Source organism: Microbacterium sp. NPDC087589 (genome assembly GCF_044743635.1).
Classification (GTDB): Bacteria; Actinomycetota; Actinomycetes; order Actinomycetales; family Microbacteriaceae; genus Microbacterium.
On sequence record NZ_JBIUWV010000009.1, the window covers coordinates 31,432 to 45,557 of the forward strand.

12 protein-coding genes are annotated in these 14,126 nt (G+C 68.0%); 6 read left to right on the plus strand and 6 right to left on the minus strand.

The window, feature by feature from the left end; genetic code table 11:
* Window positions 1-182: 182 nt before the first annotated feature.
* Window positions 183-1,196, minus strand: a complete 1,014-nt coding sequence (locus ACIOU8_RS16970; protein WP_400791989.1) for a LacI family DNA-binding transcriptional regulator — start codon at window positions 1,194-1,196, stop codon at window positions 183-185.
* A 57-nt stretch (window positions 1,197-1,253) separates the two neighbouring features.
* Between ACIOU8_RS16970 and ACIOU8_RS16975 the strand changes: the two genes are divergently transcribed.
* Window positions 1,254-2,099 (plus strand): NAD-dependent epimerase/dehydratase family protein, encoded by an 846-nt coding sequence (locus ACIOU8_RS16975; protein ID WP_400791992.1) that lies wholly within the window; start codon window positions 1,254-1,256, stop codon window positions 2,097-2,099.
* 289 nt (window positions 2,100-2,388) lie between these two features.
* Window positions 2,389-2,877: a hypothetical protein gene (locus ACIOU8_RS16980; RefSeq protein ID WP_400791995.1), complete on the plus strand. Its 489-nt coding sequence runs from the start codon at window positions 2,389-2,391 to the stop codon at window positions 2,875-2,877.
* Window positions 2,878-2,917: 40 nt separating this feature from the next.
* On the opposite strand, the gene ACIOU8_RS16985 is transcribed toward ACIOU8_RS16980, so the two are convergent.
* The gene (locus tag ACIOU8_RS16985) at window positions 2,918-3,940 is read right to left on the minus strand and encodes a LacI family DNA-binding transcriptional regulator (RefSeq protein WP_400791997.1); all 1,023 of its coding nucleotides are present in this window, start codon (window positions 3,938-3,940) and stop codon (window positions 2,918-2,920) included.
* 190 nt (window positions 3,941-4,130) lie between these two features.
* Here ACIOU8_RS16985 and ACIOU8_RS16990 point away from each other — a divergent pair, with 190 nt between their 5' ends.
* The 4 genes from ACIOU8_RS16990 to ACIOU8_RS17005 all read left to right on the plus strand — a co-directional run bounded on the left by ACIOU8_RS16990 (window position 4,131) and on the right by ACIOU8_RS17005 (window position 9,170).
* Window positions 4,131-5,426 carry an ABC transporter substrate-binding protein gene (locus tag ACIOU8_RS16990; RefSeq protein WP_400792000.1) on the plus strand — a complete coding sequence of 432 codons (1,296 nt, stop codon included), beginning with the start codon at window positions 4,131-4,133 and terminating at the stop codon, window positions 5,424-5,426.
* Window positions 5,427-5,491: 65 nt separating this feature from the next.
* Window positions 5,492-6,397 carry a carbohydrate ABC transporter permease gene (locus ACIOU8_RS16995; protein ID WP_400792003.1) on the plus strand — a complete coding sequence of 302 codons (906 nt, stop codon included), beginning with the start codon at window positions 5,492-5,494 and terminating at the stop codon, window positions 6,395-6,397.
* Between the two features lie 17 nt (window positions 6,398-6,414).
* Window positions 6,415-7,305 carry a carbohydrate ABC transporter permease gene (locus tag ACIOU8_RS17000; RefSeq protein WP_400792005.1) on the plus strand — a complete coding sequence of 297 codons (891 nt, stop codon included), beginning with the start codon at window positions 6,415-6,417 and terminating at the stop codon, window positions 7,303-7,305.
* Window positions 7,302-9,170: a glycoside hydrolase family 127 protein gene (locus tag ACIOU8_RS17005; RefSeq protein WP_400792007.1), complete on the plus strand. Its 1,869-nt coding sequence runs from the start codon at window positions 7,302-7,304 to the stop codon at window positions 9,168-9,170. Before ACIOU8_RS17000 ends, ACIOU8_RS17005 begins: the two co-directional genes overlap by 4 nt.
* Window positions 9,171-9,266: 96 nt before the next feature.
* Here ACIOU8_RS17005 and ACIOU8_RS17010 read toward each other — a convergent pair whose 3' ends face one another.
* From ACIOU8_RS17010 to ACIOU8_RS17025, 4 genes are all read right to left on the minus strand, one after another.
* Entirely contained in the window at window positions 9,267-10,304 is a 1,038-nt protein-coding gene (locus ACIOU8_RS17010) for an ABC transporter permease (RefSeq protein WP_400792009.1), read from the minus strand.
* Entirely contained in the window at window positions 10,301-11,368 is a 1,068-nt protein-coding gene (locus ACIOU8_RS17015; protein ID WP_400792012.1) for an ABC transporter permease, read from the minus strand. Before ACIOU8_RS17015 ends, ACIOU8_RS17010 begins: the two co-directional genes overlap by 4 nt.
* Entirely contained in the window at window positions 11,365-12,972 is a 1,608-nt protein-coding gene (locus ACIOU8_RS17020) for a sugar ABC transporter ATP-binding protein (RefSeq protein WP_400792015.1), read from the minus strand. The genes ACIOU8_RS17015 and ACIOU8_RS17020 overlap by 4 nt, the downstream gene beginning before the upstream one ends.
* A gap of 95 nt (window positions 12,973-13,067) precedes the next feature.
* The gene (locus tag ACIOU8_RS17025; protein WP_400792018.1) at window positions 13,068-14,069 is read right to left on the minus strand and encodes a substrate-binding domain-containing protein; all 1,002 of its coding nucleotides are present in this window, start codon (window positions 14,067-14,069) and stop codon (window positions 13,068-13,070) included.
* Window positions 14,070-14,126: the final 57 nt, after the last annotated feature.

Here is a 14,126-nt window from a genome sequence, read left to right on the forward strand (position 1 = left end):
GTCCATGCTGACTTGTGCACACGGCGCGTCACCGCGGCAGCATCTCGTGCGGGGTCACTCTTGCATCCCGCGCCCCGTGCGGGGTCACTTTCGCATCGGAAACGGCGTATTCACGTGCAGAACTGACCCCGCACCGCGCGGCACATGCGAAATCGACCCTGCACCTGCGGCGGCGGCCGCACTCAGCGGGGCGGAGCGACCGAGGCGCGGCTCACCAGCACGGGCGCGACGGGAGGAAGGGCGGATGCCGGGGCACCGGCGCTCCCCGCCAGCACCGCCGCGACCGCACGGCGCGCCAACTCCGAGAAGTCCTGCCGCACGGTCGTGAGCTTCGGCCAGTAGTACGCGGCATCCGGAGTGTCGTCGAAGCCGACCACGCTGATGTCACCCGGCACCGAGAGCCCCGCCTCGTGCAGGCCGCCGAGCAGTCCGAGCGCCATCTGGTCGTTGGCCGCGAACACGGCCGTCACGCCTGATTCCCGCACGGCGTCGACCGCCGCGTAGCCCGAGCCTGCGGTCCAGTCGCCCTCGAACACGGGTCCGGCGGCGAGTCCACGAGCGGCGAGCTCGGCTGCGAATCCCTGCGTGCGGGACTCGGCTTCGAGCCAGTCTGCCGGCCCTGCGAGGTGCGCGATGCGCGTGTGCCCGGCGTCGGCCAGTGCCGCGACGGCGAGCCTGGCTCCGGCCGCCTGGTCGACCGAAAGCCCGCGGGCTCCCCGGTCGGCCGCATGCAGGGTCACGATCGGCACGCCGATGCGCAGTTCATCGAGGGCGTCGAGGGTGTGGGCATGCGGGGCGACGACGACGATGCCCTCGACCCCCTGCATCACGAGGTGGTCGACCGCGGCGACGACGGAGTGCGCATCGCCCGCATCCGCGAAGGCCGTACTCAGCCAGTATCCGACCTCACGGGCCGACGCCTCGAGCGCGGCGATGCTGCGCGAGGGTCCGTAGTGCAACGCATCAGTGGCCAGCACACCGAGCGTGCGGGATCGCCGCGTGCCCAGCGCCCTCGCGGCGTTGTTCATGCGGTAGCCGAGCTCGGACATCGCGGCGAGCACGCGCTCGCGGGTCTCGGGGGCGACCTCGGGGTGGTCGTTGAGCACCCGCGACACCGTCTGCCGAGAGACCCCGGCGAGCACGGCGACGTCACGCACACCGACGGTGCGGCGGGGCTCGCTGCTCGTGTCACTCACGCCGACGAGTGTATGCCGAGCGGCCCCGACGGCTCGCCTTCGTGCCACTCTGGAGACATGCGAATCGCACTCACCGGATCATCGGGCAAGCTCGGCAGCGTCGTCGCGAGGGAACTCCGCGCCCACGGATACGAGGTCATCGGCATGGATGTCGCCGGGGTCCGCGGCCCCGACTTCGTGCAGGTCGATCTCACGGACTACGGCCAGGTCGTGGATGCTTTCACTGCTGTCGGCGACCGGCACGACGGCATCGACGCCGTGGTGCATCTCGGGGCGATCCCCGCCCCCGGCATCCGCAGCGACGTCGCGACCTTCCACAACAACATGCCCGCGACGTTCAACGTCTTCTGGGCGGCGGTGCGCCTCGGCATCCGCCGCGTCGTCTATGCGTCGAGCGAGACGGTTCTCGGGCTGCCGTTCGATGTGCCACCGCCCTACGTGCCGGTCGACGAGGACTACCCCGCTCGCCCCGAATCGGTGTATTCGCTGGTCAAGACGCTCGAGGAGCAGCTGGCGAGGGAACTCGTGCGCTGGCACCCCGACCTCTCGATCACGGCCCTGCGGTTCTCGAACGTCATGAACCCCGACGACTATGCCGAGTTCCCCGATTTCGACGCCGACGCCCTGCGCCGCAAGTGGAACCTCTGGGGCTACATCGACGCCCGCGACGGCGCCCAGGCTGTGCAGCGAGCGCTCGAGGTCGCGGCTCCCGGGTTCGACAACTTCATCATCGCGGCCGCCGACACCGTGATGTCGCGGCCGAACGCTGAGCTGCTCGCCGAGGTCTTCCCCGATGTGCCGGTCGCCCGCGAGTTCGGTCCGAATGACACCCTGCTGTCGATCGACAAGGCCCGCCGCATCCTGGGCTTCGACCCGCAGCACTCCTGGCGCGACCACGTCTGAGCCGGGCCCCCACCCAGCGTCACCGCATTCCAGTATCTCGCCAGGCCACGCGTAGCCTCAACGCATGGAACAGTGTGGTCTCCGCAGGACCCATCTCGTGTTGGTGCCGACATTGGCGCTGCTACTTAGCGCATGCGCGACGGCGCCAGGAACCCACCCAGCACCGGTATCTGTCGCGCAGGAAGCAACACGATCTGATGCCGCTGAGATCCTTCTGTCTCTCGATATCAGTGCTGTCTCGACCATCGTCTTCCAGAACACGACAGACCTCGGCCAACGCTCCGCGGCTGTGGTCACCGGTACCGTGCACCGCTGGCTCGCGGGAGACAAGGTCACCACCGCCACCGGAACACCCGTCGGCGCAGCCCTCCTCGCCGAAGTCGAGGTCACCGAGGTCACTGTGAAGGACGAGACATCGCTGCAGCCGGGGGACATCGTCTACATTCCCGTCATCTCTCCGTCGCCGGAGCCTCAAGAGGTCGCCGATGCGTTGCCCCGAGACCTCGAGGTGGTGGCATATCTCGACGATGAGTTGACCCCAGAACAGCTGCAGGTGTCCGAGGAGTATCGAGTCGAGACAGGCGACGCTGAGGCGGCAGGCACACCCCGGTGGCCCCTCGTGAGCCCCCAGGGGTTCATCGTCACCAACCCATCTGACCCTGGCGAACAGATCTGGCCGTTCTTGGGATCGCGCGCAACCGGGGAACTCACCGACGTTCTTCCCGGAGGGCGGTTGGATGGCCTGACTGACGAGCAACGCAAGCTCATCATCGGCTGACGGACGGCGCGGCATGACCTGACCACACCCGAGGCGCGCCTCAGCGCCGAGCGATGGTCGATCCGCGGATCACGAGCCGCACCGGCAGGTGGTGCGACCCCTCGCCGATGTCGATGCCGTCGATCGCGTCGAACACCCGAAGCGCGGCCTGGCGTCCGAGTTGCTGCAGGTTGGCGTCGATGCTGGTGAGCTCGGGCCTCGCGTTGGTCGCGAGCACCTCCCAGTTGTCGTAGCCGATCACCGCGAGGTCATCGGGCACGGTGCGGCCGAGATCCCGCGCCGAGTCGAGCACGCCACGCGCGATCTGGTCCGACCCGCAGAACACGGCATCGATGTCGGGATGGCGCTGCAGCAGCATCGCGGCGGCATCGCGGCCCCAGTGCTCCGTCCACTCCGAGAACATGGGTTCGCCGACGAGTTCGAGTCCTGCGTCGCCGAGCGCGGCCCGCGCTCCCGCGAGACGGTCCTGCGCGGCGGCGTACGCGGGGTCGCCCGAGATGTGCGCGATGCGCCGCCGCCCGCAGGCGAGCAGGTGCTCGATCGCGAGGCGCCCTCCCGCGTAGTTGTCAGGAGTCAGCGACAGGTCTCGCGGGTCGTCCGACGGCGCGTACGCGTAGACGACGGGCACCGGGATCTCCTGACCGAGCGACGGCCGCGGGTCGGTCTGCCGGCCGACCACGATGATGCCGTCGACGCGGCGGCTCAGCAGCTCGCGCAGGTGGTGCTGCTCGCGGATCGCATCGCCGCGAGCATCGCACAGGAACACGTTGATGCGACCGGCGCCGAAGGCGTCCTCCGCCCCCATCAGGATCGGCAGCATGAACCGGCCCTCGAGGTCGCTCGTGAGCAAACCGACGGTGCCGGTGCGTCCGGCGAGCAGGCCCCGAGCCATGGCGTTCGGCGTGAAGGACAGCTCTTCGGCGATCGACCGCACCTTGGCGCGGGTCGCCGCCGAGACATCACCCCTGTCGTTCAGGGCCTTCGAGGCCGTGGAGATCGACACTCCGGCGCGCGCGGCGACATCGCCGAGGGTCACCGCCCGTGCTGCAGTCGCGTCGCTCATCCCACTCCCTGTTGCTGAAAGGTTATCGGAACGAGGGTTGACGCCCCCGCTGAAACCACGCTATACCTTTTCGAAAGGGTTTTCGTAAATTTCGGAGAACCTGATCTCCACACCACCTCCACACCGGCGCTGCAGTGACGAAGCGCCACATCGCACCCGCTCGACGACGAGCCAGAGGAGTTCCCCCACCATGATCATCACCCGCACACACGCCGCACGCCGGGCAGCAGCCGCCGTCATCGCGGCCGGTCTGCTCCTCGGCGGCCTCGCCGCCTGCGCACCCGCCGCAGACGAGGCGTCGAACGAACCCATCCCCGCCGAAGGCACCGACGACGGCACGACCCTGACGCTGTGGACCCGCGCTCCGATCGAGCGCCAGGCCAAGCTGCTGGTCGACGCCTACAACGACAGCCACGAGAACCAGGTAGAGCTGACGGTCGTCCCCAACGACGACTACGTCGCGAAGGTCGGCGCCGCTGCAGGGTCGGGCGGCCTGCCCGACCTCTTCGCCGCCGACATCGTCTACGTGCCCAACTGGGCGCAGCAGGGCCTGTTCCAGGACATGTCCGAGCAGATCGACGGTCTCGACTTCAAGGACGAGATCAACCCCGGCCATCTGTCGGCCGGCACCGTCGACGGCGCCGAGTACGTGCTGCCGTTCGCCCTCGACCTCTCGATGCTCTTCTGGAACAAGGAACTGTTCGCCGAAGCGGGCCTCGACCCTGAGAAGGCACCCGCGACGCTCGAGGAGTTCGCCGAGGCGGCCATGGCCGTGCAGGCGCTGAACAAGCCGGACACCTACGGCACGGCGACCGGCCTCAACTGCGGCGGCTGCCTGGTCTTCACCTGGTTCCCCTCGATCTGGGCATCGGGCGACCAGGTCATGAGCGACGACGGCACCGAATCACTCCTCGACGGCGACTCCGCCCAGGCCGTCTACGACACGTGGGCTGAGCTGCAGGACGCCGGGGCGATCCTCCCCAGCTCGACGGATGAGGCCGGCCCCACCTGGACCGCAGCGTTCAGCGAGGGCAAGGTCGGCGTGATGCCGTTCCCGGCAACGCTGCTCCCCTCCCTCGAGTTCGACGCGGGAGTCGCCGGCATCCCCGGTGTCGACGGCGGCGCCTCGACCTTCGTCGGCGGCGACGGGATCGGCATCTCGAAGGACTCCGAGAAGGCGGCGCAGGCCTGGAACTTCCTCAACTGGATGATGTCGGAGGAGGCGCAGGTCGAGGTGCTCGCGAAGGACGGCAATGCCGTCTCGCGCGGTGACCTCGCCGACAACGAGTACGCGGCTGCCGACCCTCGACTGGTCACGATCAACGAGGTCGCAGCCCAAGGCGACACCCCGGTGGCACTGAACTTCCAGCAGGCGTTCAACGCTCCGGGCAGCCCGTGGCTCACACTGGTCCGCAACGCAGTGCTCGACGGCGAGGACACCGTGCCGAGCGACAACGAGGAGATCACCGCGATCCTGTCGCAGTGACCCGCCGCGGGGGCGGCACGGCGCCGCCCCCGCATCCCCTCGTCCCCCGATCGAAAGAGAACGTGATGACCTCGACCGCACCCCCGCTGCGTCGTCGCAGACGCCGCACCGCATTCGGCGGCCCGGTGCAGGGCTGGCTGTATGCGGCCCCGACGGCGATCTTCGTCGCCCTGCTGTTCATCGTGCCGCTGGTGCTCGTGGTGCAGATGTCGGCATCCGACTGGCCGCTGCTGAGTGGCAACCAGGGCATCAACTTCCCCGAGAACTACGCGGATGCCGTCACCCACCGCCTCTTCTGGGACTCGATCCGCTTCACTCTGCTCTACACGCTCATCACGACCGTGATCCTGATCGGCCTCGGACTCGGCCTCGCCCTGCTCGTGCAGGAGTCGACCCGCTGGAAGGGGTTCCTGCGCACGGCGTTCCTGATCCCGAGCGCCCTCGGCCTGGCATCCGCCTCTCTGCTCTTCTACGTGCTGTACTCCCCGATCGCCGGCCCTTTCGCAGACCTCATGAAGTCGTGGGGCATCACGTTCCTCGGCACCCCCGAGGGCGCGCTGTGGTCGACGATCTTCCTGATCGTCTGGCGCTATGCGGGCTTCTACATGCTGCTGATGCTGGTGGGCCTGCAGGGCATCCCCGACGACGTCTACGAGGCCGCACGCATCGACGGCGCGAACCGGTGGCAGACGTTCCGCGACATCACGGTGCCGCTGCTGAAGCCGACCTTCGCGCTCACGACCGTGATGTGCGTGACCGGGTCCCTGCTCGCGTTCGAGCAGTTCTACATCCTCACTAAGGGCGGCCCCGACAACAGCACCATGACGGTGGTGCAGCTGATCTACAACGTGGCCTTCCAGGGGCAGAACAGCCTCGGCATCGCCGGCGCCCTCTCGGTGATCGTGCTGCTCGCGCTCATCGTCATCAACGTCTTCCAGCTGCGAGCGTTCCGCCGCCCGGACGAGAACTGAAGCGAGAGCTGAGAATCATGTCACAGACCCTGACCCGCACGATCGTCGCCCCGAACCATCAGCCCACCGCCCCGCGCTACCGCTCGAAGGCCGCCCGCGTCATCTTCGGCATCCCCTACTGGGTGTTCACGACCGCCCTCGCGGTGATCTTCCTCTATCCCCTGATCTGGACGGGCGTGTCCTCGGTGAGCCCCCTGGCCGGCACCAGCCAGACCGACGGCTGGGGCTTCGGCAACTACGCGGCCCTCGGCGAGTATCAGGCGGGCATCTGGGTCTATCTCGGCAACTCGCTGTTCGTCTCGGTGCTCACCGTCGCCCTCACGCTGTTCATCTCACTGCTGGGCGGATACGCGTTCGCGCGCTTCTCGTTCCCCGGCAAGAACGCGCTGTTCCTGCTGACCCTCGCGATCCTGATGGTGCCGTACGCGACCCTGCTGATCCCCCTCTATGTGATCCTCAACGCCGTCGGCCTGCAGAACTCGCTGGTCGGCGTCGCACTCGTGATCACCATGTTCCAGCTGCCGTTCTCGATGTTCATGATGCGCATCTCGTTCGAGTCGATCCCGCGCGAGATGGACGAGGCCGCGATGGTCGACGGATGCTCCAGCTGGGGCGCCCTGTGGCGGGTGCTGCTCCCGGCGGTCAAGCCGGGGCTCGTCACCGTCGGACTGTTCGCGTTCCTCACGGCGTGGAACGACTTCATGGCCCCGCTGATCCTCATCAACGACTCCAACCGCATGACGCTGCCGCTCGCGGTCGCGAACCTCCGAGGGCAGGTGCAGGGTGTCGTCGACTACGGCGCCACCGAGGCGGGAGTCGTCGTGCTGGCGCTCCCCTGCATCCTGCTCTTCCTGATCCTGCAACGACACTACGTGCGCGGCTTCATGTCCGGCGCCTTCAAGGGATGACCATGTTCGACACCACTGCACCGGCTGCGCCGGTGGTCCCCACGCGCGGTCGCCTGCGCCCGCTCGGCCTCGACGAGGTGCGCATCACCGGAGGCTTCTGGGGCGACCGACAGGCCGTGAACGGCGCTGCCACCCTCGCGCACATCGAGTCGCGCCTCGAGTCGGAGGGCTGGCTGCCGAACTTCGACCTCGCCGCCGCCGGCACGCTGCCGTCGGGGCGCCGCGGGCGCGAGTTCGCGGACTCCGAGATCTACAAGTACCTCGAGGCTCTCGCGTGGGAGATCGGACGGACGGATGCCGACGGCGACAGCGACCTCGAACAACGGTTCCGCCGTGTGGTCGATCGGGTCGCCGCCGCGCAGGAACCCGACGGCTACCTCAACACGATGTTCGGGCGTGAGGGTCAGGACGAACGCTGGACGGCGCTGCAGTGGGGGCACGAGCTGTACTGCCTCGGGCATCTGTTCCAGGCGGCCGTCGCCCGGGTGCGCACGAGGCCGGATGCCGACGACGGACTCGTGAGCGTGGCTCGTCGCGCGGCCGACCTCGTCTGCCGGGAGTTCGGCCCGGGCGGGCGCGACGCGATCTGCGGGCACGCCGAGGTCGAGGTCGGTCTCGCGGAGCTCGGTCGAGCTCTCGGCGAGCAGCGCTACATCGACCAGGCGGCGCTGTTCGTCGAGCGGCACGGCCGGGGTTCGCTCGGCGAGATCGAGTGGGGCCGCAGCTACTTTCAGGATGACGTGTCGGTGCGTGAGGCGGAGGCACTGCGCGGGCACTCCGTGCGGGCGAACTACCTCTCGTCGGCGGCGGCCGATGTCGCGGCCGAGCTCTCGGACGAGGCGCTGCTCGCCTCGCTGCGGTCGCAGTGGGATCGCACGGTCGAACGACGCACGTATGTCACGGGCGGCCAGGGATCGCACCATCAGGACGAGGCCTTCGGAGACGACTGGGAGCTGCCGCCGGATCGCGCCTATTCCGAGACCTGCGCCGGGATCGGCTCGATCATGTTCTCGTGGCGGCTGCTGCTCGCCACCGGCGAGGCGCGGTACGCCGACCTGATCGAGAGGACGCTGTTCAACGTGGTCGCGACCTCGCCGGGGTCGGACGGCCGCTCGTTCTTCTATGCCAACACGTTGCATCAGCGCACGCCGGGGACGCCGGCGGATCCGGATGCCACGTCGCCGCGTGCCTCGTCATCGCTGCGCGCCCCGTGGTTCGAGGTGTCGTGCTGCCCGCCGAACGTGGCACGCACCTTCGCGAGCCTCGCTGCGTATGTGGCCACGGCGGATGATGACGGTGTGCAACTGCATCAGTACGCGCCTTCGTCGGTGCGCACCGTTCTGCCCGACGGGCGGATCGTGGCCTTGGAGGTGTCGACGAACTACCCCGTCGACGGCGATGTGCAGGTCACGATCGTCGAGGATGCCGAGTTCACGCTCACGCTGCGCGTGCCGTCGTGGGCCGACGGCGCCGCCGTCCGGGTGCACAGCGGAGACGAGATCCCGGAGTCGCCTGCACCTGTGGGAACGGTCGAGGTCGCTCGCGAGTTCCGAGCAGGCGACGTCGTCACGCTGCACCTGCCGATCGTGGCGCGCGCCACGTCACCGCATCCGATGGTGGATGCCGTGCGCGGCAGCGTCGCGATCGAGCGCGGCCCCGAGGTGCTGGCACTCGAGTCGATCGACCTCGGTGGCGACATCGGCGACGCGGTCGTGGCCGGGGAGCCCGTCGAGCAGAACGGTCACGTCGTGCTGCCGGTGCGCCACCGCGCGACGGGTGAGACGGTCGACGCTCCCCTGATCGCCTATCACGACTGGGCCAGGCGTGGCCCGTCGACCATGCGGGTGTGGATCCCGACGGTGTGACGACTCTCTCCCTGAGCACAGAAGACATGCTGTCTTCTGATGAGAATGGCCCCTCTCGATGGAGAGGGGCCATTCTCATCGCTGTCGCCGGTGGAATTACTCCCGTTTTCGGGTGACCGCCCGCTGCAGCAGCACGAAGACGAGCAGGATGCCGCCGGTGATGATGGTGGTCATCTCGGGAGGGATGCCGCCGTCGCGCGTGATCAGCACGTTCATGAGTCCGAGCACCAGTGCCCCGACGACCGAGCCGAGCACGTAGCCGTACGCGCCGGTCAGCACGGTGCCTCCGATCACCGCGGCAGCGATCGCGTCGAGCTCCCATCCGATGCCGGTGATGTTCTGCGCGGTTCCGAGTCGTGCGGTGTACAGCACCGCCGCGAGGCCGGCCAGGCCACCGCTGATCACGTAGACCAGCACCTTGGTGCGCTGCACGGGAAGTCCCATCAGCAGAGCGGAGCTCTCCGAACCTCCGATCGCATAGACCGTGCGCCCGGTGCGGGTGCGGTGCAGCACGAAGAACGCGGCCGCGACGACGATGACGGCGACGAGCACCGCGGGCGTGATCACGAGGTCGTTGACCTTGGGACCGTCGATGATCTTCAGCTGCGTGCCGATCCACCGGATCGGCGACTCCTCGCCGAGTCGCTCCGGCTTGGTGCTGAGCAGCGACGCGAGGCCGCGCCCGAGGAACATCATCGCCAGCGTCGCGATGAACGGCTGCACGCCGAAGTACCTGATCAGGATTCCCGAGACGACGCCGAAGAGCATGCCGATGCCGATCATCGCGATGATCACGGCGAACGCGTTCCAGCCGGCATTCGAGAGCATCACCCCGGCGACCGACGAGACGGCGATGATCGAGCCGACGGACAGGTCGATGCCCCCGGTGAGGATCACGAAGGTCAGGGCGACGGCGAGCACGATCAGGTGCGCGTTGTTGATGAGCAGGTTCGACAGCGTGTTGAACTGCAGGATGCGGCCGTAGGCCACCTCGCCGAAGATCACCATGCCGACGAAGATCACGACAGAGGCGATCGTCGGCAGCACGGACGGGTTCGCCGTGATCATTCGCCGCACGCGATCGACGACGGTCTCAGCAGCCTGCGGAGCGGGGGTGGCGGTCACGACGCTCATGCGGACACCTCTTCCTTGGCGATGACCTGTTCGACCGGTCGGGCCTTGCGACGCGACCGGAACCAGCTGCGCACGCGCTGAGACTGCAGCAGGCACAGCGCGACGATGACGATGGCCTTGAACGCCGGGGTCGCCGACGACGAGACTCCGAGATACAGCACGGTCTTGTCGAGCGTGGCGATGAGCAGCGCTCCGACGAACGCGCCGCTGAGCGAGAACTTGCCGCCGGCCAGCGATGCCCCGCCGATGACGACCGCGAGGATCGCGTCGAGCTCGAGCTGATATCCGGTGCGCGAGATGTCGACGGTCATCACGCTGCCGACCGACATGATCCCCGCGATCCCCGCGAGGATGCCGCTCATGATGTAGGCCGTGAGCAGCAGGCCCTTCGGCTTGATGCCTGCCATGCGGCTGGCTCGGGGGTTGATGCCGATCGCCTCGATCATGAGGCCCAGCGCACTGCGCCTGACGACCCAGCCGACGACGATCACGATGAGCACGGCGAGGATGAACACCACGGGGATGCCGATCACGAAGCCGTTCGCGATCCACCGGAACGCGTCGTTCGACGCCGTGGTGTTCTGCCCTCCGGTGATGACCTTGGCGATGCCGCGGCCCGCGAGCATGAGCACGAGTGTCGCGATGAACGGCTGCAGCCCGACATAGGCGACGAGCAGACCGTTGACCGCCCCGAGTATCCCGGTGATGACCAGCGCGAGTCCGACCGCGGCGAGCGCCGCACCGAAGGAGTCGCCTGCGGCACTGAGGAACTCCATCGAGACGGCCCCGGCGACGGCCATCAGCGAGCCGACCGAGAGGTCGATGCCGCCCGTGGCGATCACGAGCGACATCCCGATCGCGATCATCATGATCGGCGCCGCCTGACGCAGGATGTCGATCAGGTTGCCGACGAGGTTGCCGTTGTTGGGGTTGATCGAGAGCGCGAGGTAGGTCGGGTCCTTGACCACGTTCAGGGCGAGCAGCGCGAGGATCGCGACGATGCCCCAGAAGAACGGCTTGTGGATCAGATCCCGCCAGATGGTGGTGCCGGCTGACGCGGTCATCGCGCTGCCTCCTTGTCGGTCGTGGGGGCGATGCTATCGGGCACGGCGCCGTCTGTGTCGTCGAGCGTCTCGGCCGCAGCCTCCAGTCCGTGAGCGGCGATCACATCGACGATCACCTGCGCGGTGACGTCGGGGCCGTTCTGGATCTCGCCGATCTTGCGGTGATCCTTCAGCACGATGATCCGCTCGGAGAGACGCACGACCTCTTCGAGCTCGGAGGAGATGAACACCACGGCGACGCCGTCTTCGGCGAGCTCGGCGACCGCCTCCTGGATCTCGGCCTTCGCACCCACGTCGATGCCACGGGTCGGCTCGTCGAGGATCAGCAGCTCGGGCTGCGTGGCGAGCCAGCGCCCGAGCAGCACCTTCTGCTGGTTGCCGCCGGAGAGGTTCTTGATCATCCGATCGGGGTCGGCTGGGCGGACGTGGAACTGCTCGATGTAGCGGTCGACGATCGCATCCTGCTCTTTGCGGCTCATGGGCCGCGCCCAGCCGCGCTCGGCCTGCACCGCGAGGATGATGTTCTCGCGCACGGTCAGGTCTCCGATGATCCCCTCGTCACGGCGGTTCTCGGTCGAGAAGGCGATGCGTCGAGGCAGCGCGTCTGCCGGCGACTTGAGGTCGACCCGACGTCCGTGCAATTCGATCGTTCCCTCGTCGGTGCGGTCGGCCCCGTAGAGCAGTCTCGCGAGCTCGGTGCGCCCGGAGCCCAGCAGACCGGCGAAGCCGATCACCTCGCCGGGGCGGATGTCGAGGTCGGTCGCTTCGACCGCGCCTCGTCGCGCGATGCCGGATGCCGCGAGCAGCGGCTTCTCGTCGGCTTCGCGCGGTGCGCGGCGGCGGTTGCCCCCGAGCGACGTGAGCGCGTCGAGGTCCTTGCCGATCATCTTCGAGATGAGGGCATGGCGGTCGAGGTCTCGGGTGAGGTACTCGCCCTCGTACTGGCCGTTGCGCAGCACCGTCAGGCGGTCGCTGATCGCGTAGACCTGATCGAGGAAGTGCGAGACGAAGAGGATCGCGACGCCCTGATCGCGTAGAGCCCGGATCACGGTGAAGAGACCCTCGACCTCGGCGGCGTCGAGGCTGGACGTCGGCTCATCGAGGATGAGCACCTTGGCCTTGATAGCCATCGCGCGGCTGATGGCGACGAGCTGCTGCAGCGCGATCGAGAGAGTCGAGAGCGGTCGGCGCGTGTCGAGGTGTCCCAGCCCGAGTCGGGAGAGAGCGTCGGTCGCCGCTCGGTGGGTGGCCGTCCAGTTGATGCCGAAGACTCCGCGCGACTCGTGTCCGAGCATCACGTTCTCGCCGATCGAGAGGTTCGGGGCGAGATTGACCTCCTGGTAGACCGTCGAGATCCCGGCATCCTGTGCGTCGCCGGCGCCGCCGAAGCTGCGCTCCTGCCCGGCGACGACGATCGACCCTGAGTCGATCTGATAGACACCGGTCAGCGCTTTGATCAGGGTCGATTTTCCGGCACCGTTCTCTCCCATGAGCGCGTGGACCTCGCCCTGGAACAGCCGGAAATCGACCCCGTCGAGGGCTTTCACGCCCGGGAACTCGATAGAGATCCCGCGCATCTCGACGATGGGCAGTGCTTCGTTCATCGCTGTCTCTCCGTCTGCAGAGCCCGGGTGGCGCAGTGGTCCTGCCCCACCCGGGCTCGCTGCCGGATCGCTCCGGCCTCGGGTTCGGTGCTCGGTCAGTACTTGCGGTCGGCGAGCACGGCCTGCGCCGCCTCGGCGGAGTCGAACGCCTCGCTGGGCACGACGATGTACGAGTCGACATCCTCGCCCGCGAGAGCCTTCTCGACGACCTCGAGCGCGGTCTCACCGAAGAGCGGGTTGTACTCGTGCACGTAGCTGAGCTGACCGTCGGCGAGCGCCTGCATGGCGTTCTTGGTGCCGTCGATCGTGGCGATCTTGACGTCCTCACCGACGACGAGGCCAGCCTCTTCCGCAGCCTGAGCGGCTCCGAGACCCATCTCGTCGTTCTGTGCGAACACCAGCTGGATGTCATTGCCCGAGGACTTCAGCATGGTCTCGAAGACGCTCTTGCCCTCTTCTGCCGACCAGTTCGCGGTCTGCGCGTCGAGCTTGGTCAGCGACGAGTCGCCGAGGCCCTCGTCGAAGCCCGTGTTGCGCTCGTTCACGACGCCCACACCTGCCGGCCCCTCGAGCACGACGTAGTTGCCACCGTCGGGGAACGTGGCCGCGGCCCAGGTGCCGACCTCCTTGGCGACCTCGACGTTGTCGGGGGCGATCCGGGTCACATACAGGCTGTCGTCGTCGGGCTCGATGCCGCGGTCGAGCAGGATGACCGGGATCTCCGCCTCCTGCGCGCGCTTGAGCGAGTCCTCCCAGCCGGAGGCCTCGGTGGCCGACAGCAGGATGACGTCGACCCCCTCATCGACGAACGACGTGAAGGCGTCGATCTGCGACTTCTGGTCGAGGTTCGTGGCGGGGGCGTACTTGAGCTCGTATCCGGCTTCCTCCGTGAAGGTGTCCTGGATGTTCGACTCGTTCGCCTCGCGCCAGGCGCCTTCGGGGCCGACGGCCACGAAGCCGACGGTGGTGATCTCCTCCGAGCCGCCCCCGCCGCCTGAGCCGCCCGAGTCGCCCGACGAGCAGGCCGCAAGGCCGATGGTGAGTGCGCCGACTGCTGCCAGGCCGAACGCGACGCGGATGCGCTTCTTCGCGGACATTTCTTCTCCTCTTTGAGATGCCGGTGGTCACTCCGGCAGTGGCGGACCAGTCATGGT